Annotated in this window: 28 protein-coding genes; 27 read left to right on the forward strand and 1 reads right to left on the reverse strand. The window is 34.9% G+C overall.

Features of this window, described 5'->3' with window-relative positions:
- Positions 1-24: 24 nt before the first annotated feature.
- From BJL90_RS15085 to BJL90_RS15220, 27 genes are all read left to right on the forward strand, one after another.
- Positions 25-1,092, forward strand: a complete 1,068-nt coding sequence (locus tag BJL90_RS15085; protein WP_070969762.1) for a M24 family metallopeptidase — start codon at positions 25-27, stop codon at positions 1,090-1,092.
- Between the two features lie 27 nt (positions 1,093-1,119).
- Complete coding sequence (gene efp, locus BJL90_RS15090; RefSeq protein WP_070969765.1) at positions 1,120-1,677, forward strand: elongation factor P; 558 nt, start codon at positions 1,120-1,122, stop codon at positions 1,675-1,677.
- Positions 1,678-1,745: 68 nt separating this feature from the next.
- Positions 1,746-2,168 carry a CD1247 N-terminal domain-containing protein gene (locus tag BJL90_RS15095; RefSeq protein WP_070969768.1) on the forward strand — a complete coding sequence of 141 codons (423 nt, stop codon included), beginning with the start codon at positions 1,746-1,748 and terminating at the stop codon, positions 2,166-2,168.
- Positions 2,169-2,293: 125 nt separating this feature from the next.
- Entirely contained in the window at positions 2,294-3,313 is a 1,020-nt protein-coding gene (gene spoIIIAA / locus BJL90_RS15100) for a stage III sporulation protein AA (RefSeq protein ID WP_070973291.1), read from the forward strand.
- A gap of 1 nt (position 3,314) precedes the next feature.
- The gene (spoIIIAB, locus tag BJL90_RS15105; RefSeq protein WP_070969770.1) at positions 3,315-3,836 is read left to right on the forward strand and encodes a stage III sporulation protein SpoIIIAB; all 522 of its coding nucleotides are present in this window, start codon (positions 3,315-3,317) and stop codon (positions 3,834-3,836) included.
- Between the two features lie 22 nt (positions 3,837-3,858).
- Positions 3,859-4,062, forward strand: coding sequence for a stage III sporulation protein AC (gene spoIIIAC, locus BJL90_RS15110; RefSeq protein WP_472234734.1), 204 nt, complete (start codon positions 3,859-3,861; stop codon positions 4,060-4,062).
- A 12-nt stretch (positions 4,063-4,074) separates the two neighbouring features.
- Positions 4,075-4,461: a stage III sporulation protein AD gene (gene spoIIIAD, locus BJL90_RS15115; RefSeq protein WP_070969773.1), complete on the forward strand. Its 387-nt coding sequence runs from the start codon at positions 4,075-4,077 to the stop codon at positions 4,459-4,461.
- A 12-nt stretch (positions 4,462-4,473) separates the two neighbouring features.
- Entirely contained in the window at positions 4,474-5,646 is a 1,173-nt protein-coding gene (gene spoIIIAE, locus BJL90_RS15120) for a stage III sporulation protein AE (RefSeq protein ID WP_070969776.1), read from the forward strand.
- A gap of 14 nt (positions 5,647-5,660) precedes the next feature.
- Positions 5,661-6,287, forward strand: a complete 627-nt coding sequence (gene spoIIIAF / locus BJL90_RS15125; RefSeq protein WP_236905093.1) for a stage III sporulation protein AF — start codon at positions 5,661-5,663, stop codon at positions 6,285-6,287.
- A 24-nt stretch (positions 6,288-6,311) separates the two neighbouring features.
- Positions 6,312-6,902 carry a stage III sporulation protein AG gene (gene spoIIIAG / locus BJL90_RS15130; RefSeq protein WP_081562032.1) on the forward strand — a complete coding sequence of 197 codons (591 nt, stop codon included), beginning with the start codon at positions 6,312-6,314 and terminating at the stop codon, positions 6,900-6,902.
- Positions 6,903-6,917: 15 nt separating this feature from the next.
- Positions 6,918-7,694 (forward strand): SpoIIIAH-like family protein, encoded by a 777-nt coding sequence (locus BJL90_RS15135; protein ID WP_236904929.1) that lies wholly within the window; start codon positions 6,918-6,920, stop codon positions 7,692-7,694.
- A 127-nt stretch (positions 7,695-7,821) separates the two neighbouring features.
- Positions 7,822-8,208: an Asp23/Gls24 family envelope stress response protein gene (locus BJL90_RS15140; RefSeq protein WP_070969783.1), complete on the forward strand. Its 387-nt coding sequence runs from the start codon at positions 7,822-7,824 to the stop codon at positions 8,206-8,208.
- 162 nt (positions 8,209-8,370) lie between these two features.
- Entirely contained in the window at positions 8,371-8,790 is a 420-nt protein-coding gene (gene nusB / locus BJL90_RS15145; protein ID WP_070969786.1) for a transcription antitermination factor NusB, read from the forward strand.
- On the forward strand, positions 8,783-9,760 hold the full coding sequence (locus BJL90_RS15150; protein ID WP_070969790.1) for a Kae1-like domain-containing protein: 978 nt from the start codon (positions 8,783-8,785) through the stop codon (positions 9,758-9,760). The genes nusB and BJL90_RS15150 overlap by 8 nt, the downstream gene beginning before the upstream one ends.
- Positions 9,761-9,764: 4 nt before the next feature.
- Positions 9,765-10,997, forward strand: a complete 1,233-nt coding sequence (gene xseA, locus BJL90_RS15155; RefSeq protein ID WP_070969792.1) for an exodeoxyribonuclease VII large subunit — start codon at positions 9,765-9,767, stop codon at positions 10,995-10,997.
- Positions 10,978-11,205, forward strand: coding sequence for an exodeoxyribonuclease VII small subunit (locus BJL90_RS15160; protein ID WP_070969795.1), 228 nt, complete (start codon positions 10,978-10,980; stop codon positions 11,203-11,205). Before xseA ends, BJL90_RS15160 begins: the two co-directional genes overlap by 20 nt.
- Before the next feature lie 2 nt (positions 11,206-11,207).
- Positions 11,208-12,095 carry a polyprenyl synthetase family protein gene (locus tag BJL90_RS15165; RefSeq protein WP_070969798.1) on the forward strand — a complete coding sequence of 296 codons (888 nt, stop codon included), beginning with the start codon at positions 11,208-11,210 and terminating at the stop codon, positions 12,093-12,095.
- Between the two features lie 20 nt (positions 12,096-12,115).
- Positions 12,116-12,565, forward strand: coding sequence for a divergent PAP2 family protein (locus BJL90_RS15170; RefSeq protein WP_070969800.1), 450 nt, complete (start codon positions 12,116-12,118; stop codon positions 12,563-12,565).
- Between the two features lie 692 nt (positions 12,566-13,257).
- Positions 13,258-13,884 (forward strand): hypothetical protein, encoded by a 627-nt coding sequence (locus tag BJL90_RS15180; protein WP_236904930.1) that lies wholly within the window; start codon positions 13,258-13,260, stop codon positions 13,882-13,884.
- Between the two features lie 5 nt (positions 13,885-13,889).
- On the forward strand, positions 13,890-15,788 hold the full coding sequence (gene dxs, locus BJL90_RS15185) for a 1-deoxy-D-xylulose-5-phosphate synthase (protein ID WP_205684243.1): 1,899 nt from the start codon (positions 13,890-13,892) through the stop codon (positions 15,786-15,788).
- 17 nt (positions 15,789-15,805) lie between these two features.
- The gene (locus BJL90_RS15190) at positions 15,806-16,621 is read left to right on the forward strand and encodes a TlyA family RNA methyltransferase (protein ID WP_070969806.1); all 816 of its coding nucleotides are present in this window, start codon (positions 15,806-15,808) and stop codon (positions 16,619-16,621) included.
- 153 nt (positions 16,622-16,774) lie between these two features.
- Positions 16,775-17,224, forward strand: coding sequence for an arginine repressor (locus BJL90_RS15195; RefSeq protein ID WP_070969809.1), 450 nt, complete (start codon positions 16,775-16,777; stop codon positions 17,222-17,224).
- Between the two features lie 14 nt (positions 17,225-17,238).
- On the forward strand, positions 17,239-18,957 hold the full coding sequence (recN, locus tag BJL90_RS15200) for a DNA repair protein RecN (protein WP_070969812.1): 1,719 nt from the start codon (positions 17,239-17,241) through the stop codon (positions 18,955-18,957).
- A gap of 182 nt (positions 18,958-19,139) precedes the next feature.
- Positions 19,140-20,459 carry a SpoIVB peptidase gene (spoIVB, locus tag BJL90_RS15205; RefSeq protein WP_236904931.1) on the forward strand — a complete coding sequence of 440 codons (1,320 nt, stop codon included), beginning with the start codon at positions 19,140-19,142 and terminating at the stop codon, positions 20,457-20,459.
- Between the two features lie 144 nt (positions 20,460-20,603).
- Positions 20,604-21,404, forward strand: a complete 801-nt coding sequence (spo0A, locus tag BJL90_RS15210; RefSeq protein WP_081562257.1) for a sporulation transcription factor Spo0A — start codon at positions 20,604-20,606, stop codon at positions 21,402-21,404.
- Positions 21,405-21,640: 236 nt separating this feature from the next.
- On the forward strand, positions 21,641-21,856 hold the full coding sequence (locus BJL90_RS15215; RefSeq protein WP_070969818.1) for a hypothetical protein: 216 nt from the start codon (positions 21,641-21,643) through the stop codon (positions 21,854-21,856).
- Between the two features lie 404 nt (positions 21,857-22,260).
- On the forward strand, positions 22,261-22,836 hold the full coding sequence (locus BJL90_RS15220) for a 3'-5' exonuclease (RefSeq protein WP_070969821.1): 576 nt from the start codon (positions 22,261-22,263) through the stop codon (positions 22,834-22,836).
- A 66-nt stretch (positions 22,837-22,902) separates the two neighbouring features.
- On the opposite strand, the gene BJL90_RS15225 is transcribed toward BJL90_RS15220, so the two are convergent.
- Positions 22,903-23,574 carry a RecX family transcriptional regulator gene (locus tag BJL90_RS15225; RefSeq protein ID WP_070969824.1) on the reverse strand — a complete coding sequence of 224 codons (672 nt, stop codon included), beginning with the start codon at positions 23,572-23,574 and terminating at the stop codon, positions 22,903-22,905.
- Positions 23,575-23,646 lie beyond the last annotated feature (72 nt).

Raw genomic sequence — 23,646 nt, forward strand, 5'->3', positions numbered from 1 at the left:
CTTTGTGTAGGAGGCTTTATCTTAATGAATAGAAGAATCAGCAAGCTAAGGGAACTATTAGATGAAAAACAAATAGAGGCTGTACTTATTTTTAAGCCAGAAAACAGAAGATATTTTTCAAATTTCACTGGTACTACAGGTTTTGTGCTTGTTACGAAGTCAGAGGCAAAACTTATTACAGATTTTAGATATATTGAGCAAGCAAAAAGCCAATGTATGGGCTATGAAATTGTAGAAATCAGCAGATTTGAACCTCTAACCACCATTATTGAAAAAATGAATCTTAAGAGCCTAGGGATCGAGGAGGAGTTTTTTACTTACGGACATGCTATAGATTTTTTATCAAAGTTAAGAGGCATGAAACTAGAGGCACTAGAGGGGGCTTTAACCAAAATTAGAGCTGTTAAGTCTCAAGAAGAAATAACCTGTATTGCCACAGCTGCTGTTTTGGCTGACAAAGCTTTTCTTCATGTTTTACCCTATATAAAGCCAGGGGTACTGGAGAGGGAAATAGCATTGGAGCTAGAATTTTTTATGCGAAAAAATGGTGCTTCTGGTGCTAGCTTTGAATTTATTGTGGCTTCAGGGGTAAGATCATCCCTACCCCATGGTGTTGCATCAAAAAAAGCTATTGAAGCAGGAGACTTTGTTACACTAGATTATGGTTGTATCTACGAAGGTTATTGTTCAGATATGACTAGAACTGTTGTTGTTGGAAAAGCTAATGATAAGCAAAAAGAAATCTATTCTACTGTGCTTCAAGCGCAAGAAACCGCCCTACAGGCAGTAAAACCAGGTGTTACAGGGAGACAACTTGATAAAATTGCTAGACAAATCATTGAAGACCAAGGCTATGGCGAATACTTTGGGCATGGATTAGGCCACGGTGTAGGTTTAGAAATTCATGAATTGCCCCATGTCAATATGATAGGGAATATTTCAATGGAGCCCGGTATGGTGATTACAATAGAACCTGGTATTTATATACCTGATTTTGGTGGGGTTAGAATAGAGGACTTGGTCATTGTGGAGGATCACGGGTATCAAGTTTTATCAAAAACTCCAAAAGAGTTGATTGAAATTCAAATATAAATATTTAAATGTCAATGGAGGGATTTTATGATTTCAGCAGGAGATTTTAGAAAGGGCGTTACTTTTGAAATGAATGGAGAACCATTTGTTGTACTAGATTTTCAACATGTTAAACCTGGAAAAGGAGCAGCTTTTGTTCGAACAAAGTATAAAAACTTAAAAACAGGAGCCACAAGAGAAGAAGCTTTTAACCCTTCTGATAAATTTCCACGTGCCCATATTGAAACAAAAGAAATGCAATATCTTTACAATGATGGAGAGTTGTATTATTTTATGGACAATGAGACCTTTGAGCAAACACCACTAACATTAGACGAGGTGGAGGATGCTATTAAGTTTTTAAAGGAAAATGAAAATGCAACCATTAAGTTTTATCAAGGAAAAGCCTTTCAGGTGGATCCACCAAACTTTGTCGAATTAGAAGTAACAGCTGCAGACCCTGGTGTAAAGGGCGACACTGCTTCTAATGTCACAAAATCTGCTACTTTAGAAACTGGAGCAGTGATTCAAGTTCCTTTATTTGTTAATGAAGGGGACAAGGTTCGCGTAGATACGAGAACAGGGGATTATATGTCTAGAGTATAAACACACATTTTTTGGTAAATACTATACCGTAACTGTATTTATACTATTTAATCAAAGGAGGAAGTGCTGTGAATCACTTATTTGAAAAGGTTGCTTATTTAAAAGGCTTAGCAGAAGGATTGAATATTGAAGAGAATTCTAAAGATGGTAAAATCATATTAGGTATTATAGATGCTTTAGATGATTTTGCTGAAGCGATTGTTATGATGAATGAAGACCAAGAGGATTTAACTGAATATGTTGAAGCTTTAGATGAGGATTTAGCAGAAGTAGAAGAGGAATTGTTTGATGAAGAAGATGACGATGAAGACGAAGATATAGACTTCATGGAAATTGAATGTCCAAACTGTGATGAAGAAATTTATGTGGATGAAGACGTATTCTATGATGACGAGCCAGAGGTAGTATGTCCTCGTTGTAGCGAAGTCATAAAGATTGATGTAGAGAACACATGTGATCATGAAGGCTGTCATCATCATCACGAAGATTAATTAAAAATAAAAAAACCTTGAAAAACCAACAACAAGTTTGTTGGTTTTTCTTTTTTTTTTGAATTAAGAATAATTTGGTTACAACGGAAATATCTATTATATATAAGGAGGGACATGTTGTGATAATGAATATTCAAAATGCCCATTTTATTGAAAAAAACACCATGATTGATTTAGAAGAATTTCTATGTCCTGAGGTTAGGGAAAAAATAGTAAAACTTCCAAAGGACATAAAGAATGTGATGGAGGAAATAAGACTAAGAATAAATCAACCCCTAATGATTTATGCCAATGATCAGGACTATTTTATAAGTAAAAATGGTGAATTGTTGTCAGAAGAAAAAGGTAGCTATAGAATCTCTAAAAAAAATATTGAAAACACTTTACAGTTTATTACCAATTATTCTATTTATTCAGTGGAGGAAGAAATAAAAAGAGGTTATATCACTGTACAGGGAGGTCATAGGGTTGGTATTGTAGGAAAGGTTTTGTATGATGGTAGCGGCGTAAAAACCATCAAAGAATTTACAGGATTAAATTTAAGGATTTCTAGGGAGAAGATAGGGATTTCTTCTAGTATCTTAAGCTATCTTATAAATCATAAGAAAGAATTCATGAATACTTTGATTATTTCTCCTCCCCAGTGTGGAAAAACCACTTTATTAAGGGATATTATTAAAAATTTAAGCGATGGTATACCTAGCCTAGGATTAAAGGGTTTAAAGGTAGGAGTGGTGGATGAACGTTCAGAAATCGGAGCTTGCTTTCAAGGGATACCGCAAAATAATTTAGGAATAAGAACAGATGTATTAGATGCCTGTCCAAAAGCCCAGGGAATGATGATGCTGATTCGAGCAATGTCTCCACAAGTGATAGCAACCGATGAGATTGGAAGAGAAGAGGATAGTATAGCAATACAGGAGGCGCTGCTAGCTGGAATAAAACTGATCACTACAGTTCATGGAAAATCTTTAGAGGACGTGCTGTGTAAGAAGGTGATAGGAGAATTGGTAAAGGAAGGGATATTTGAAAGGATCATAGTTTTATCCAATAGTCAAGGCGTTGGTACTATAGAAAAAATTATGGATGGATATACCTTTAAAGATTTACTAAAATCTCCTATGAAAAATAAGGTGGCGAATTAATATGTTGGTAAAACTAATGATTTCTTTGGTGATTATAGGGTGCAGCTCTTTAATAGGCATCATTTATGCCAATACCTTTATAGAAAGAACGAAACTTTTAGCCAATGTTTTATCTACTTTACAAATGCTAGAAACAGAAATCGTTTTTAGCGCCACACCTTTACCGGAGCTTCTAAGTAAAGTAGGTAAAAAAAGCAGAGCTGAGATAGGGTGTATCTTAGAAGCGACTGCGGAAATTTTAGGAAAAAAAGAAGGAGATTTGTTTTCTGAAGCATGGCGGAAAGCAGTGGAAAGAGAAAGTGTTTCAACGGTTTTTACAAAGGAGGACATTCAAATATTACTGGCTTTAGGAAATACATTAGGAATCTCTGATACCCATGATCAAGTAAAGCATATACGCTTGGCGATGGAGGAGATAAAAAGAAATTACGAACTGTCTATTATAGTCCAAAATAAAAGTGTTAGGCTATATAGAAACCTAGGGTTTTTAGTAGGAATCACGATAGTAATTGTTTTTTTCTAATTATTTAAAGGGGGAGAGATGAATGATCATGAATGTGGATTTGATTTTTAAGATTGCAGCCATTGGTATCTTAGTTTCTGTATTGAATCAGGTATTGATAAGAGCAGGACGGGAAGAACAGGCCATGATGACAACTTTAGTAGGAATCGTGGTAGTATTGATGATGGTCATTAACTTAGTAAGTAATTTATTTGACACAGTGAAAACAATGTTTCAATTGTACTAAGGGTGTGATAAAATGGAAATTTTTCAAATAGTAGCAATAGGAATGGTTGCGGCTGTTCTATCCGTGCTTATAAAGAATCAAAAACCAGAAATAGGCATCTATATTAGCTTAGCGACAGGGATTATCATATTTATCTTTATTGTAGCAAAATTACAATCTGTCATTGAAATTCTTAATCAATTAGCTAATAAAATAAACATCGATGATATCTATTTATCTACGATCTTAAAAATTGTTGGGATTGCCTACATAGCAGAGTTTGGAGCACAAGTTTGTAAGGATGCAGGCGAAGGGGTAATCGCTTCTAAAATAGAATTTGCTGGAAAAATACTCATTATGGTGATGTCAGTACCTATTTTAGTGTCGTTAATGGATTTGATTATCAACATAGTACCTTAGGATGTGATATCTATGAAAAAAACTGTGATTGTAACGATGATGATGTGCTTTTTGCTGACTTCTATGGTTTGGGGAGAACAGCAGGATTTAACACCAGAGGGAATCATACAAAATCAGATAGAAAAATTAGAGATAAAAGAGTTACAGGAAATCATGGATGTAATGAATAGAGATTTGGAAGAGTATATGCCTAGAGTAGATATCAAACAGTTTATTATGAACCTTATACGGGGGGAGGCTACCTTATCTTTTAGTGACATTATTAAGGGTAGTACAAGATTTTTATTCAAAGAAGTGGTGGCTAACTGGACGTTATTAGCACAAATTATTGTACTAGCCTCTATATGTGCAGTTTTAAAGAACTTGCAGAGCGCTTTTGAAAATGAAGTAGTAGGAAAATTGGCTTATAACGTATGTTATTTGGTGATCATCAGTATTACCATTAAAAGTTTTATGATCGCTATTGGCATTGGGAGAGAAACTATTGATGTTATGGTGAGCTTTATGCAGGTTTTGATGCCGGTACTTCTAGCTATGTTGATGGCGATAGGGGGCATAACAACCTCAGCGATTTTACATCCTATTTTACTAGGCGCCATTGGATTTGTTGGAACCATCATTAAGGTTACCATCCTACCGTTGATTTTATTCTCGGCGGTCTTAACGATTGTTAATCATCTATCCTCTAAAATTCAAGTAACAAAACTAGCAGGACTATTGAAACAAGCAGCTGTAGTAACCTTGGGTTTTATACTAACCGCCTTTATAGGGATCATTTCCATTCAAGGAATTACTGCTTCTACCGTAGATGGTGTGACAATAAGAACAGCTAAATTTGCAGTAGACAAGTTTATCCCAATCGTAGGAGGTTTTTTATCAGAAGCGATGGATACGGTGATTGGATGTTCCTTAGTACTTAAAAATGCTATTGGCGCCATTGGACTAATCTCTATTTTTCTTTTATGCTTGATGCCTATGATAAAGATATTGGCTTTGGTGATTGTTTATAAGCTATGTGCAGCAGTGATTGAACCAATCTCAGAAAATGGACTGGTAGACTGTTTAAATAGCATGAGTAACTCACTGATTCTTTTATTTGCAACCGTCAGTTCGGTAGCAATAATGTTTTTTCTCACTATAACGATTATCGTAAGTACCGGTAACATTACTGTAATGATGAGGTAGGTGATAGGGTGGAGATGATTAGGGAGTGGATTATTACCATTGTGTCGGTGATTATTTTTGTAACCTTTGTAGAGATTCTTATACCCAATTCTAATAATAAAAGATTTATTAATGTAGTTGTTGGCCTACTGATTATGATGGTTATTTTAAATCCCCTTATGGGATTCCTTCAAGGGGAGGTGGATTTAGGTGAAAAAATTCTACAAACTTCAAATCATTTGGATTACAAAACAGCGCAAAACAGAATAGCGCAAACTGATTATATGCAGGAGGAGGCAGTTGTCGCACTGTATAAAGGACAACTAGCGCAGCAAATGAAAAATCGAATAGAGAATAATTTCTATTATACTGTTGAGGATATCCATTTAGAGATAGAAGAAAAACAAACCAGCGAATTTGGTATGATTCATGGGGTAGAAATCATCCTTAGAGAAGGGATAGAGGATACCAATAGGAGAAACGAAAAAAAGGAAATAGTCCCTATAAAAATTGATGTGGCGCTTAATAAAAGTAATAATACTGTAGAAGCTCAGAGCATATGGATAAATAATGAAGAAGAAAGTATGATAAAAAATGATTTTAGTGTGTATTATAACTTACCAAAGGACAACATAAACATTTATATACGCAAAGATAAGTGATAAGTAAAATAAAGGAGGATGAAAATGGATAATGACAAACTTAAAAGCATGCTAAAGAACTTATTATCAAAAAAGTATATTGCTAATCTTCTTGTTCTGATGGCCATAGGGGTAATGGCACTTATTGTATCCAGCAACTTTTTTATGAAGGATTCTAGGACAAAAAATATTTATAGTGACCCGACGGAGGATGTGCTGGTGCAACAAAGCAGCCAACCAATGATGGAGGAGGAAGTGGTAGAGCATAGGTTAAAGGAGATTTTGCAAAGTATTAGAGGGGTTGGAGAAGTTGAAGTGATGGTTACCTTTGAGATGGGGACAGAAATTATACCAGCTTCTAATACGACAAAGTCTACAGATACAACAGAAGAAAAAGATTCAGGAGGCGGAACAAGGGTTGTGGCTTCAGAAAACATCACAGAAACGGTGGTTGTCGCGAATGAAGCGAATGGACATAAACCATTGGTATTAAAAGAAATAAAGCCACAGGTAAACGGTGTAATTGTGGTTGCTGAAGGAGCAGACAGTGTGGAGGTAAAGGCAAAGCTATATGAAGCGGTTAAAACCGTGCTTCAAGTGCCTGGACATAAGGTGGAAGTGTATTCAAAAAAATAGTAGGGGGGAATAAAAATGAAACTGAAACTTTCAAATGTAGGAAGAAAAAATCTTGTTATCTTTTCTCTAGTAATTATGTTAGGACTTATAGGATATATCAATTATAGTCTGAATAGACAATCTCTATTGCAGACCTCTAGTGAATTAGAACAGTATAGGATGACAATGTTGGAAGAAAGTGGTGTGATGCTAGACTTATTAGAGGAAGATGCCTTGATAGAGGAAATGGAGGATCAGGATGCAAAAGATCAAGATACAGAGAAGCAAGAAGAGGCATTAGAGGAAGGAGAAAAGCAAGAGGAGAAGCAAGAAACAGAGGATGTGTTGGCAGAAGAGGAAGCACAGATCGTTGACAGCAGATCCTATAATGAGGTAGTGGGTTTAGTAAATGAGACAAGTGCAGAAATAGCAGAAAACATAACAAATAGAGAAACGATGAAAAGTAGTACATACTTTATAGAGAGTAGATTAGAAAGAGATAAAAAGCGCAGTGAAATGATTAGCTATTTGAATGATATTATTAACAATCAATTAACCAGCGAGGAAATTAGGGGAGAGGCACAAACCGTAAAATTGGATATGATTACTAGTACTGAAAAAGAAGTTTTAATAGAGAATATGATTGTAGGCAAAGGTTTTAACGATGCCATCGTCTATCTAACAGATAAATCAGTCAATGTTGTAGTAAGTGCTGATGCCTTAACAGAAACAGATGTAGCAAAGATTGTTGACATCATAAGAAGAGAAACAAACATAGGTATGGAGGGTATAACGATTATGAATAAAAAATAGAAGTGTTTGTCATTAAAGCGCGAATTTGGTATAATAGGATGTGTATTGGTTTCAGTGAACTGAAACATCGAGGAAACAAATAACAAAAGAGAGAAATAAATGATGCTTCTAGGTAGGGGGTATACGGATGGATGCAATTGAAAAGTTAGAATATGGGGAAGTGAAGGTAGCGGATGAGGTGCTTGCTACTATAGCTGGAATTGCTGCAACAGAGGTAATCGGTGTATGTGGAATGAGTGGAGGATTAGCAGATGGTATCGCTGAAATTTTAGGTAAAAAAAATTTATCCAAAGGTGTCAGGATAGATGTAACAGAGGAAGGTGTAGCCATAGATTTGTACCTTATTGTGGATTATGGTGTGAAGATTCCAGAGCTAGCTTGGAAAATACAAGATAGTGTGAAAACCACCATTGAAAGCATGATAGGTACAAAGGTTATTGACGTAAATATTCATATACAAGGCGTTAATTTCCCTAAAGAAACAATTGAAGAAGCTCCAGTCCCCAAAGGTTAAAAAATGAATGTTTTTTTCTAAACTAACCCTCTGACTTCAGAGGGTTAGTTTGAATTTCACTTTGTAATAAAAACATCTGCTTTTGGGTACTATCATTAATATATGGCATAAAACGAAACTTCTATGAGAAGTATGAATAACTACAGGAGGCTAAAGATACCTATGAATAGAAAACTAGCTAGAGAATTATGTATGAAAGTCATCTTTGAAATGCTGATGAATAAGACTTATGACAAAAAGTTATTAAAAAACTATTTATCAGAAGAGGATGAAATAGAAGAGATACAAGCAACCTACATACAGACAGTGATAACATCCACCATTGAGCATTTAGAAGAAATCAATCGCGTGATAGAAAAATATGCCATTGGTTGGACATTGGACCGTATTGCGAAGGTAGATTTAGCAATTTTACAATTGGCATTAGCAGAGATCCTATATATTGAAGATATACCCTATAATGTATCTATCAATGAGGCAGTGGAATTGGCTAAGAAATATAGTAGCAATGAGTCAACTTCATTCATCAATGGTATTTTAGGAAAGTTTATAGAAAAAGAAGGTATCAAAAAAAATGATTAAGGAAGCTGTTGTATTAGGCCTGGATACTAGCAATTACACAACCTCTTTAGCCTTAATAAATCTCAAGGGAGAACTCCTTAAGGAAGAAAGACAGTTGTTGCCGGTAAAAAAAGGAAATCTAGGATTAAGGCAATCTGAGGCATTATTTCAACACATAAAGAATATGCCTCTTTTAGTGGAGGCTATTAGTGAAAATATTTCTTATAAGGTTGTTGCAATTGCCGGAGCTATAAAGCCAAGGCCCGTAGAGGAATCTTATATGCCGGTGTTTTTAGCAGCAGCGTCCTTTGGTAAAACGATGGGCAGCTTATGGAAGGTGCCTTTTTATGGCTTTAGCCATCAGGAAGGACATATTGAAGCAGGACTGTGGTCCTTGGGCCTAAAGTTTGAGAAGCCTTTTTTAGCCCTGCATCTATCTGGAGGAACAACTGAGCTCTTAAAGATCATACCCCAAAAGGTAGGGTATGAGATAGAACTTCTTGGGGGTACCAGTGATATTAGCGCAGGACAATTTATTGATCGCATCGGTGTAAAACTAAACCTTCCCTTTCCATCTGGAGCTCATTTAGAAGCATTGTTATCTGAAGGAGAAAAAATAGATATGAATATTCCTATAGCTGTAAAAGGTACTACCCTTAGTTTTTCAGGTCCCGAAACCTTCCTTCAAAGAAGGTTAGATGAAAATTTTTCTTCTTCACAAATCGCCTTCTCTATTTTTCAGTGTATAGCAAAATCATTATTAAAGCTAATAAAAAATGCGTTTAAAAAATATCCTTATCAACAATTACTAATTGTGGGGGGGGTGGCCTCTAATCAAGTGATAAAAAACTTTTTAGAGGATCAATTGCAAAAGGAGAAGGTAGCGGTATATTTTGGTAGACCCAAATACTGCTCAGATAATGCTGTAGGGATAGGGGCTTTAGGCTTAGAAAGCTATTTAAAGAAAGATGAATTCGCTTTAAGGGGATAAAAAAATGGAAGTAAAGACCTTAACAGTTTCAGAAATAAGTCATTATATTAAAAGATTATTAACCAGTGATCCCATTCTATGTAATATTCATGTAGAAGGGGAATTATCCAATTTTAAATTACATAGCAGCGGACATTTGTATTTTACCTTGAAGGATGCTTATAGTAAAATTACTTGTATTATGTTTAAATCAAATACCAGTCAGTTAACGATAACCCCTAAAGATGGCATGAAGGTTGTGATTAAGGGGTACATATCTTTGTATGAAAGAGATGGACAATATCAACTATATGTCCAGGAAATGAAATCTGCTGGTCTAGGAAACCTGCATATCGCCTTCCAACAATTGAAGGATTCCCTTCAAAAAGAAGGTATTTTCGATGCTAAACATAAAAAACCCATCCCATTTATTCCCCAAAAAATAGGCATTATTACTTCTCCCACCGGTGCCGCCATAAGAGATATCCTATCTGTTATCAAAAGACGATTTCCAAAAGTGGAATTATGTATTTTTCCTGTATTGGTGCAGGGAGAACAAGCGGCGGCTTCTATTGTAAAGGCAATAGAACTTTGTAATACTTATGAAGATATCGAGGTAATCATTTTAGGAAGGGGTGGAGGATCTATTGAGGAATTATGGGCCTTTAACGAAGAAGTGGTGGCTAGAGGAATTTTTCATAGCAAAATTCCCATTGTATCAGCGGTTGGCCATGAAACAGATTTTACTATAGCCGATTTTGTAGCAGATGTAAGGGCTCAAACACCTTCGGCGGCGGCAGAGTTGGTGGTGCCTAGACTGAAGGATATAGAAGAAACATTGAATACTTTTCAAAAAAGACTATCATTTTTAATGAATACAAAACTAATACAGGAAAAACAAAGGCTAGATGCTATGAAAAACAGTTATTCTTTTAAATATCCCTTGAATCCTGTCTATGATCAAAAACAATATATAGATCAACTCTATAAAAATCTCAGCAAGGTGATGCATCAAAAAATATTCTTATATAAAGAAAATTTAAGAAATACAGTAGAACGATTAAATAGTTTAAATCCACTTTCAGTATTTTCAAGGGGGTATGCTGTAGTCACTGACCCCCATGGGAAAATCATTAAAAGTGTTGCAGAAGTAAAGGAAGATTATCTTATGAAAATTCGTTTATTAGATGGAAGTATCACCACCAAGGTAATAGAGGTAGAAAAGGAGGACAAACCCCTTGAGAAAACTAAGCTATGAAAAAGCACTAAAGCGATTAGAAGAAGTGATTCAACAGTTAGAAAGTAAAGAATTATCTCTAGAAGATTCCTTAAAATTATTTCAAGAGGGAATCGATTTATATAGAATTTGTAACACAAAACTAAATGAAGTAGAAGAAAAAATTATGATAATTATTGAAGAAAACGGAGAAATTAAAAATATTCCATTTACAGATATGGAGGTCTAACCATGGATTGGAGAAATCAGCTAAATGTTTATATAGATAGTATTAATGTGGCGCTAGGGAGGTACATACAAGTAAGAGATACTAAAAATAAAACCTTAGTTGAAGCAATGAATTATAGTTTAATGGCAGGAGGAAAACGGTTAAGGCCTGTATTAGCATTGGCTTCCTATGAGATTTTTAATGATGTGCTAGAAGAAATCTTGCCTTATGCCTGTGGTATAGAGATGATTCATACTTATTCTTTGGTTCATGATGATTTACCAGCAATGGATAATGATGACTATCGTAGAGGCAAGTTAACGAATCATAAGGTTTTTGGAGAAGGAATAGCTATTTTAGCGGGGGATGGATTGTTAAATTATGCTTTTGAAATCATGTTGCAGGATGCAGTAAAAAGAGATCCCATAAAGCCTTATGTTGAAAGTATAAAGGTAATTGCCCAAGCAGCAGGTATCAATGGCATGATAGGTGGACAAGTAGTGGACCTTGAAAGTGAGAATCAAAAAATTGATGCTAAAACCTTGGATTATATACACTTAAACAAAACGGCAGCTTTGATAGCAGCACCTCTAAAAGTAGGAGCAATCATTGGGAAGGCTAAGGAAGAAGATATAAAAAACATGGAGGAGATAGGAAATATTTTGGGACTAGCTTTCCAGATAAGGGATGATATTTTGGATATTGAAGGGGAACAGGAAAAACTAGGAAAAAATATAGGTAGTGATGAAAGCAAAAATAAATCTACTTATCCTGCAATCTATGGCTTGGAATATTCTAAAAAAAAGGTAAGGGAATTAACCTCTGAGGCAAATCGGAAAATAAGCCAATACGCCGATAAATCCAAATTTTTATTTGAGTTAAGTAATTACTTAGTGCATAGGGAGTCTTAATAATATAAGGAGGTAAATCAGTGGATTTTTTAGATGCTATTTTTAACAACAGAATATTATGGACCTCTATTTTGGCATGGTTTATAGCACAGTCTTTAAAGGTAATACATACATTTATTGTAGATAAGCGATTTAATGCTTCAAGGTTTGTGGGTTCTGGGGGAATGCCTAGCTCTCACTCAGCCTTTGTTATGGGACTAACTACTGCAACAGGAAAAACCCATGGATGGGATTCAACAATATTTGCCATTTGCCTTGGCTTTTCTTTAATTGTTATGTATGATGCAGCTGGCGTTAGAAACGCTGTAGGAAAACAGGCCATTATCCTTAATAAGGTAATAGAAGGTATTCATCATAAAACAGAAAAAAAGGTTACAGAACAAAGATTAAAGGAGCTAATAGGGCATACACCCATTGAGGTAATGGCAGGCGCTATTTTAGGCATCCTAATAGGAAATTTCATGGTTTGATAAATATGTTAGCATATGCTATAATGTTTGCTATATTATCGTTAGTGGTACAGTATTCTAGTCAGTTGAATTAACTTGGAAGACGGGCCTAAAAATCCGTTGAAGGGCACATCGATGAAGTTCTTGGTTTCGGCTTCTGACGCCCAGTCGGGGGTTGTTTCTGAGAGTAAGGAGATGGGGGCGATCCGCAAAGGCATGCGGGCGATGACCCTTGCTCCGTGGAGGCCACTTGAAGTTTTCATGACTTCAATGGTAGAAACCTATCAATTTGTGCGGAGAGTGCGAAGGATAGCGTAGCCTGCCTTGCGTGGGATAGGGAGATGAGTAGATCAGGTTTTTGATATCAGGGCCCGATGGAGAAAATCATTGCTACTTGAAATCTATTCTGCAAAAGAGGCTAAGAGTTGATGAAAACTGTTGAGGAAAACTCCTAGACTGTTCTGTTTAGAAGCATAATAAGGATTACAGTGCGGACTAAGTGGTACTCCAGTCCTGTCTATGGTGACAAGACAGAGATTGATTTAAAGGGAAACCGCTGCTATGGCGACAGGCAGTATTGATCTGGGAAATCCTACTGGACCTAAGCCGTAAAATTTACTTATTATGCTACCACTACGACTTAAAGCTGATAGCGAGCGTGCTATCAGCTTTAAGTTTATTTAACTATTGTGCCACTAGGTGGAGGGATACTGTTGTCTAAAAATAACGAAAATGGGAAAAAAGCAAATTATGATATCAGTGATATTTGGCAAAAATATAATTTAAAGTGGGTTATTCTTGTTTCCATTTGGACCTTTATATTAACGATTATTATTACTATTATAGCAGAGATGCTTTTTATTAATACAAGGGTTATATTTGCTTTTATGATTCTTATTGTGATTATATTCACTGGGGTTATGAGTGATATGGTGGGAATTGCGGTTACTGTAGCTTCGGAAAGACCCTTTCATGCTATGGCAGCAGATCGGGTTAAGGGAGCAAAATATGCCATCAGGCTATTAAAAAATGCTGGACCAGTATCTAATTTCTGCAATGATGTTATAGGAGATATTTGCGGCATTGTTAGTGGCGTTGCGGGGATCAATATTATATTACAGCTTCAGAGTGACGTTATAAATCGTAGCCTTTTAACTATCATCATGAGTGGTTTTATCGCATCCTTAACTGTGGGGGGAAAGGCCATTGGTAAGGGAATTGCCATTCTACAATCCCATACAATTGTTTTTAATACAGCCAAGGTTTTAGATTTTTTAGATGAGAAACTAAGTCTTAAATTATTCTCTAAACCAAATAAAAAAAATAGGAAAGAGAGATGATCCGCATGTATAAAATTTTAGAACAAATCAACTCTCCTGATGATTTAAAAAAGTTGAAAAATAACGAAATAAAGATTTTAGCAGAAGATATTAGGAGATTTTTGGTTGATTCTGTTTCTAAAACAGGAGGGCACTTAGCTTCCAACCTTGGGGTTGTAGAACTGACTTTAGCTTTACATACAGTTTTTAATACCCTAGAAGATAAAATTGTTTGGGACGTAGGACATCAAAGCTATGTGCATAAGATATTAACTGATAGGAAACCTCAATTTCATACCATCAGACAATATAAAGGTATTAGTGGATTTCCTAAGAGATATGAAAGTCCTCATGATCACTTTGATACCGGCCACAGTAGCACTTCCATCTCGGCTGCGCTGGGTTTAGCCAGTGCTAGGGATTTAAATAAAGATAAGTATGCTGTTGTTGCTGTAATTGGCGATGGAGCCTTAACAGGAGGCATGGCCTTTGAAGCCTTAAACCATGCTGGACAAAGCAAAAAAAATCTCATTGTTATTTTAAACGATAACGAAATGTCCATATCTGAAAATGTTGGAGGGCTATCAAATTACTTAAACAAAATCAGGACAAATACAGTTTATTCTAAGGTAAAGGGGGATGTGGAAAATTTAATTACCAGCATACCTGCTATTGGAAAGACGGTTATAAAAACTGCAGGAAAAGCAAAAGACTGTATTAAATATCTTTTTGTTCCAGGCGCTTTGTTTGAAGAACTAGGTTTCAAGTATATTGGACCAATAGATGGTCACAATTATAGTGAAATTTGCAAGGTTTTAAAGAGCTGCAAAAACATACCTGGACCCATATTATTGCATGTGATGACACAAAAAGGAAAAGGATATGCTTTAGCTGAAAAATTTCCTGATAAGTTTCATGGTGTAAATCCATTTAAGATAGAGACGGGGAAACCTATTTCTTCTAACAAAAATATTACTTATTCAGAGGTTGCAGGCAATACTTTAGTAGCTTGTGCTGAAAAGGACAAAAGAGTCGTAGCTATTACTGCCGCTATGCCGGGCGGGACAGGATTATCACCCTTTGCAAAACGTTTTCCAGAAAGATTTTTTGATGTAGGTATTGCAGAGCAACATGCGGTTACATTTGCTGCTGGTATGGCGGTTTCAGGCTATAAGCCGTGTTTTGCTGTATATTCTACTTTTTTACAAAGGGCCTATGATCAAGTGGTTCATGATGTGTGTTTACAAAACTTACCGGTGATTTTTTTAATAGATAGAGCAGGTTTAGTAGGAAATGATGGTGAAACCCATCACGGAAGCTTTGACATTTCCTTTTTGTCTCCTGTTCCTAATCTAACCATCATGTCTCCTAAAAACGGATGGGAGCTAGAGAAAATGATAGAATTTGCTATGCAGCATCACGGTCCTGTAGCCATAAGATATCCTCGGGGATCTGCTATAACGATGGAGAATTCTATAAAAAATCCTATTGCTTTGGGAAAAAGTGAAATTTTATATGAAGGTGGTAATGATGCCTTCATTATAGCAGTAGGCCATATGAATGCTTATGCATTAAAAATCTGTGAGGAATTAAAAGAAAAAAGTATTGGAAGCACCTTATGTAACTTTAGATTTATAAAGCCAATGGATGAAACGATGCTGATAAAACAGGTGAAAAATCATAAAAAAGTCTATGTCATAGAGGATAATGCAAAAATAGGTGGGGTGGGAAGCCAAATACAGGCACTTCTCAATAATTATAGGATACTTAAAGAAGTAAATACTATAGGATTGCCGGATGCCTTTATTGAACATGGGGATGTTAATACCTTATATCAGCTTTATGGCTTAAGTATAGAAGAGATCGTCAATAGAATAACAGAAGATTTTGCATCAAAAAACTTTAAAAATATAAGAATACGTTAAATAGGAGTAATGTGTTGATGGATAAATTAAGATTAGATACGCTTTTGGTGGAAAAAGGATATTTTGATAGCAGAGAAAAAGCTCGGCGTACGATTATGGCGGGCTTAGTTTTTATAGATCAACAAAAGACTGATAAGCCTGGAACAAAGGTAAGCAGCGATTGTAACATTTTAGTAAAAGGCAATGCTATTCCCTACGTTAGTAGAGGGGGACTAAAGCTTGAAAAGGCTATGAAGGAATTTCATATTGATTTAAGGGATAAGGTTTGTTTAGATATTGGCGCTTCAACCGGCGGGTTTACAGATTGTATGCTTCAAAATGCTGCTGCGAAGGTTTATGCTATTGATGTAGGTTATGGCCAGTTAGATTGGAAACTACGGCAAGATCCAAGGGTGGTTGTAATGGAACGAAGAAATATTCGTTATGTAGAGCCCCAGGAACTGGAGGAATTAGGGGATTTTGCCTCTATTGATGTATCCTTTATCTCTCTGAAGCTAGTGCTTCCGGTGGTGAAAACCCTACTAAAGGCATCTTTATCAGAAATTGTTGCTCTAGTAAAGCCTCAATTTGAAGCCGGTAAGGAAAAGGTAGGAAAAAAAGGTGTGGTGAAAGATATAAATGTTCATAGGGAAGTAGTTGAGGGTATAATAAATTATGCAAGGTCTTTAGGATTTCACATACGAGATTTTTCTTATTCTCCTATTAAGGGGCCAGAGGGAAATATTGAATATTTATTACATATGCAAATAAATCCCTCGTCAGATCAAGGTGTTACCCAGGAAGAAATAGATAGAATAATTTCTGAGTCTCATGAATCTTTAGAGGGTATATAAGATTTCTTTTAAAATAAGAAGAATTTATTTTCTTTGAAGGAAAAAGTTTTTTTTTGAAGAATAAAGTATATATAATGTTTTTTGTAAATAAATATACATGTTTTCATTGATAGACCGATGGAGACTTTTTAACATTTGATAAGGAGGATGTCTATGAAATATACTAGGCATGCAAAAATTTTAGAGATCATAGATAACAAAGAGATCGAAACCCAAGAAGAACTGTCGGAGGAATTGAAAAAAATTGGCTTAAATGTTACGCAAGCCACTGTTTCAAGAGACATTAAAGAATTGAGACTGATTAAAGTAATGTCTAAAAGCGGAAAATATAAATATGCTACGCTAAACAGCCAGGAAAATATTTTATCTGACAGGTTAGTGAGGTTATTTAAAGATGCCATACTATCCTATGACCATGCCGGTAATATTTTAGTTTTAAGAACCATACCAGCAGCAGCGCAGGCAGCTGCATCCGCTATAGATGCAGCAAATATGGAGGATATTGTCGGTACAGTTGCAGGTGATGATACGATTTTTGTTGTCATAAGAGATGCGACAAAAATGGAGGAAATGATTGAAAAGTTTAGAAAACTAATGCGATAGAATGGGGGGCCTTTATGCTTTTGGAGCTGGAGGTAAAAGACTTTGCTTTAATTGATAAGTTAAACCTACATTTTGATAGTGGTTTAAATATACTGACGGGAGAAACAGGGGCAGGAAAATCGATTATTATAGATGCAGTAAATATGGCTATCGGTGAGCGGGCAGATCGAGATTTTGTAAGATCTGGTAGCAAAAAATCAATGATACAAGCTGTTTTTTCTACAAAGGATGTAACGGGCTTAAACAGTATTTTAGAAGAATACGGTATAGATTGGGAGGAAGAACAAACCCTCATCGTTACCAGGGAGATCCATGTAAATGGGAGAAGCGTCAGCAGAGTGAATGGTATCATTGTGAATCAAGGGGTGTTAAAACGCATTACTGAAAAGTTAATCGATATACACGGTCAGCATCAGCATCAGTCTTTATTAAATTCTGATTTTCATATAGATGTATTAGATGCTTATGGAGGAAAAAAAATTCAAGACTTGTTGAAACTTTTAGCAGAAAAGTATAAAAAATATGCATCTTTACAAAAAAAACTCAATTCTTTTTGTTACGACGAGATGGAGAGAGAGAGAAAAATCGATTTACTGAAGTTCCAAATTGAGGAAATCGATGGTGCTAAGCTGAAGATAGGAGAAGAGGAAGTGTTGCTTCAGCAAAAAAATCTTTTAAGTAATAGCGAAAAAATATATACAACGCTAGCCACCATCTATGAAGATTTCTACGATAGTACAATGCAGCCTTCTGTACTGGATCATATTTCAAGAAGTGTGAAATCTCTACAAAATCTTTCGTTGTTGGATGATGATCTAAACCATTATTATACCACCTTGGAGGATATCCAGTATAGGCTTCAAGACATGGTAATGGAGGTGCGAAACTATAAGGACGGCATTGATTTTCATCCAGAAACACTGCAGGAAATCGAAAAAAGATTAGATATTCTTAATAATCTTAAAAGAAAATATGGCGCTTCTATTGAGGAAATTCTAGACTATAAAGAAAAGATTCAACAAGAATTAGATGATTATACCTATAGTGAGGAAAAAATAGAAGAAATAAAAAAAGAAATACAGAAAGAACAAAAAGAATTACAAGATTTATCTCTGGAGATTAGCAGCTTGAGAAATAAAGCCGCTAAGTCCTTCGAAGATGAACTCATAGATATTTTACAAAGTTTAAATATGAAAAAAGTATCTTTTTCTATTAAAATTACGCAGCCTACAGATCCTGATGGCGAATATAGGATTACTGCTAAAGGCTTGGATAAAGTGGAGTTCATGTTATCTAGTAATGCAGGCGAACCGTTAAAGCCTCTTTCCAAAGTAGCCTCTGGGGGCGAAATGTCCAGGGTAATGCTGGCATTAAAAACAATACTAGCCCATGTAGATGGCATACCAACGTTAATATTTGATGAAATTGATTCAGGTATTAGTGGCCTAACTGCTCAGACAGTCGGTGAAAAGCTTTACCATATTTCAAAAAATCGTCAGGTCATATGCATTACGCATTTGCCTCAAATAGCTGCTATGGCAGATACACATTTTTTAATTGAAAAGGAAACAGAAGACAATACAACAAAAACCCATATCAATAAATTAGATCAAAAAACAAGGTTATACGAATTGGGAAGATTGTTGGGTGGAGAAATAACGGAAATTACTTTAAAGCATGCGGAAGAAATGATTGGTCATGCCGATAAAAAAATAAAAGCCGAAAAACCTTAAATAGCCTGGAAATAGGCTTTTATTTTTTGAAAAAACCAAAAAAGGATGATCATGACATCTTTATTATATTTTATATATTATAATCACTCTACGAAAAGGCCAAATTAATCATAGTAACTTCAATATGAGGATGAGCAAATTTATGAAGGGCTAGATTATGCTGGATTAGGAGAGTGATTTTTTTGATTGATAAGTTTAAATATAGAAAAAGTTTTATAGTAGTAACTGGTATATTACTGGTTTTTAGCTTATATGCTTTTTTTATACAAATCACTGGCGGTTTCGATAAAGAATATAACATATCTATTGGTGATGACTATACATTAAGTCACAGATTTCCAATATTACTTTCTGGTTTAGATGTTGATAAGGATTCAATTATACAAATTACACAGCTAAAGGACTCTAAATTCAATCTTCGAAGAAGTTTTCAAGTAAAAACGATTGAAAAAGGGACGGCTAGTTTACACTTAAAGATGTTTGGTGTGGTGCCCTATAAAAATATTAAAGTCAATGTAGTGCCTCAACTACAGGTGGTCCCAGGAGGACATTCTATTGGGGTAAAGTTAAACACGGATGGGGTTTTGGTGGTGGGTCTTGCCCAGATAACAGATGCAGCTGGAAAGAGTCATAACTTAGGAGAAGCTAGTGGCATAAGAATAGGCGATACTTTAATAGCAATAAATAATATAAAGGTAGATAATGCGGTTCATGTAGGGGAACTAATAAAAGAAAGTAACGGGAAAGAGTTAAAATTAACCCTTAAAAGGGATATAAAGGAATATACAACAACCCTTATCCCAATAAAATCTGCAGAAGACCAGCAGTATAGGTTAGGATTATGGGTGAGAGATAAAACTGCCGGCGTAGGAACCATGACTTTTTATCATCCTGAGACGCAAAAATTTGGTGCATTAGGTCATGCGATTACGGATATTGATACGGGAAAAATTTTATCGATTAAAGATGGAGAAATTATCAAATCAAGGGTGGTTTCTATAGAGCCAGGAAAAAGAGGGAAACCAGGAGAAATAAGAGGTGTTTTTTATGATGTAAATGAACCTATTGGTAAGTTAGAGAAAAATACTGAATACGGTGTATATGGCGAAATGTTGGAAAATATAGGTAATGACTACTACAAAAGGTCGCTTCCTATCGGTTACCAACATGAAATTACAGAAGGACCTGCTTATATCTTAACCACAACCGACGCTAATAAGATCGAAAAATATGCTATCGAAATATTGAAGATCAATCATCAAACAAAAGTAGATGGCAAAAGCATGATTATTAAAGTTACAGATAAAGCTTTATTAGAGAAAACAGGCGGCATTATTCAAGGTATGAGCGGTAGTCCAATCATTCAGAATGATAAAATTATAGGTGCAGTTACCCATGTGCTTATTAACGATCCTACAAAAGGTTACGGTATTTTTATCGAATGGATGATAGAAGAGTCGGGAATATTTGATAAAAATCTCAAAAATGTTGTAGAAAATTAGGAAAAATAAGAGAACGAAATATTGGAAAAATTTGAAGTTTTTTTCAATGTGGGGAGGAATAAAAATTCACTTGTCGAATAGTTAAATTATACTAATAATAAATATACTATAAAATTAAAATAGTTTCAGGGGGGTTTATAAGTGATAAAAGAAAAAATTAGTGTTTTAGTGGTAGATGACAATGAGGATTTTTGTGATATCTTAAGTGAATATCTAGAAAGGCAAGAGGATATTGAAGTAGTAGGTGTGGCACAAGATGGATTAAAAGCTATTGAACAGATTGGTGAGAAGGTGCCAGATGTGGTGGTATTAGATATTATTATGCCTCATTTAGATGGTTTAGGCGTGCTAGAAAAATTAAACAGCATGAATCTGCCAACGTTTCCTAAGGTAATTATCTTATCAGCAGTTGGACAAGACAAAATAACACAAAGAGCAATTAGTCTTGGTGCTGATTATTATGTGATTAAACCTTTTGACTTTGAGGTTTTTATTGATAGAATCAGACAAATGGCGGGTGCTTCTTCTTCTAACATGCATAATAAAAAAAGAACAGTTCCTGTAGTGTCAACAGGCCTTATCACAAATAACAATAGTTTAGAAGCAGAGATTACAAATATTATTCATGAAATAGGTGTACCTGCTCATATAAAAGGCTATTTATATCTAAGAGAAGCCATTACGATGGTAATAGGAAACATAGAGTTACTAAGTGCGGTTACTAAGGAGTTATATCCATCTATTGCAAAACGATTCAATACAACACCTAGTAGAGTAGAAAGAGCTATACGTCACGCTATAGAGGTAGCTTGGAGCAGAGGCAAAATAGACACGATTAATAATCTATTTGGTTATACTGTCCATAACGATAAAGGCAAGCCAACAAACTCTGAATTTATAGCGATGGTGGCGGATAAGCTGAGACTTGAAAAAAGAGCTGGGTAAAGATTATAGATCAATCAGCAAACACCTCCATAAGTATTGAGCTATAGATCCAGTACTTATGGAGGTGTTTGCCTTACAAGAATTTTTATAAAAAAAATATAAAAGTTTTTCCCATCGGCAAATTTCGACAAAATTCTACAAAGAAGAGGCGTATAATTAAAAAGGGGAAGTATAATGTATACAAAGTCAGTTCGTGAAAGACAACTTATAAAAAATTTCTAAGGGGGAAATTGAAGATGAAAAATTTACCATGGGAGTATCTAAATTTTTATATGATCGCAGGGGGATTTGGTAGGAATCCAATTATGCGAGAGTGCTTAGCAAATAGATGGTTAAGAAGGTTTCAAGAGGAATGCACAACAGAAAACTTAAAAATGCAGTTTTGGCTCTTAGTGGATACTTATAAAGATATTTTTGTTGCATTTAATCACCTGCAAAAAATGGGGTTCTAACTAGATAAAATAGGGACTGGCCAAACAATCCCTATTTTATTATTTTAAAGCGCTTATAGCAATTCATTTCATCTATTATAAATCTCGCCAGCTTATCATGATGTAAATTCCCGTGAAAATAAAGTTAAAAAGAAGTTATTTGGGGAAAGCTTATAACGATATATCATAAAAAATCTTATCATAAATGATAATGTTTTTTATAGTAAAAAATGCTAAAATGTGTTAAACTAATATACATCCTTTGGCTTATAACTATACTATAGGTAACCAACTACAGAGCTTAGTACAATGCAGGCTGTATACTTTTGCAAGAAATGACTACAATGTTCAATGCATGTAAGAGAAAAATCTATGAAGAAACTTGTAGATACTATATAAAAAAATAGAATAGGGGAATATTATATATGAAATATATCGTATTTGACTTTGAATTTAATTCTTCCTTTAAGATCGATAGAAAGACAAAAAAACTCATAAGAGGTAATGCCAATCCATTATGCCCTCAAGAAATTATTGAGATAGGGGCGGTGAAAACAAATGCTAAAATTGAGATAGAAGATACCTTTCAAATCTTTGTTAAGCCTCAATTATACACAAAGCTTCATCCAAAAGTAAAGAAGAAGACCAAAATTACCAAGGAGGATTTATTAAAAGGTATCCCTTTTCAAGATGCAATAAAACGATTTACTCAGTGGATTGATACAGATCATTTTATGATGTGTTCTTGGGGACAGGATGATATCAATGAGCTAAAAAGAAACTGCGGCTTTTTTCATATAAAGACCCATTGGATTGATAAGTATTGTGATATACAAAAAATGTGTATGGGTCATTTAAATCTCCCTAAAGGGGAGCAGGTGGGCTTAAAAAAGGCATTAGAGATTTTACATATAGAGATAGACAAAGACTTCCATAAGGCCCTCAATGACGCTGTATATACTGCTAAAATATTAAGCGTATTAAAAAATCAAAGAAAATAAAAAAATGATAAAAAATAATATAGAAGAATTATCATATTTAATTTTATCATAAATGATAATGTTATATCATAATAATTCTTCTATCACTGATTGAATTAAATCAAAAGAATAGCCCCTTCGCAATAACTGACCATATATTTTTTGTTTTAGCTTAAAGGGATTGGATTCTTTTTTTGTATACTTTTCATAGAATTTTTTAGCCAAATCCATAGCCTCAGCGCAATAAGTGTCTTGTTGTTCCATCATAATGCGTTGAAACTTTTCATCCTCTTCTAAATAAACCAAACTCTTGTTGAGAGCTTCTTTGGTGAATCCTTTTTGTAATAAATAGTGATATACTTTTATTTTTAGTTGATTTAGAGGCAGACTCTTTTTTTGAAAAAAGAATTTTTCCGTCATCTCTTTTGCTATTTTGATTTCTTTCTCCAAGGGATATAAAGATAAAGCATCTACAATCACCTCATCGGATATTCCTTTTTCTGTAAGGACTTTTTTGACAAGATTTCTTCCCTTTCGCTGATTTTCCATCATACTTCTTACAAAGACTTCTGCAAACTTTTTATCGTCTAAGTAATGAAGGCTTTTAAGTTTCTTAATAACTGCATCAATACAGGTAGAAGGATGACCTTTATTAGACAAATGGATAAATAATTCATGCTCACTTCTTATCTTATAGGACAAATATCTTAATGCTAATTGAAAGGCTTGCTTATATGAAGGATCGTTGGCGTTACACATTTTATTCATCCCTTTCTAGTTATTTATTAAAATCTTTACTTTAAATGGCAAAGAATATCATAACATTTTTCT

This window comes from Clostridium formicaceticum, assembly GCF_001854185.1.
Classification (GTDB): Bacteria; Bacillota; Clostridia; order Peptostreptococcales; family Natronincolaceae; genus Andreesenella; species Andreesenella formicacetica.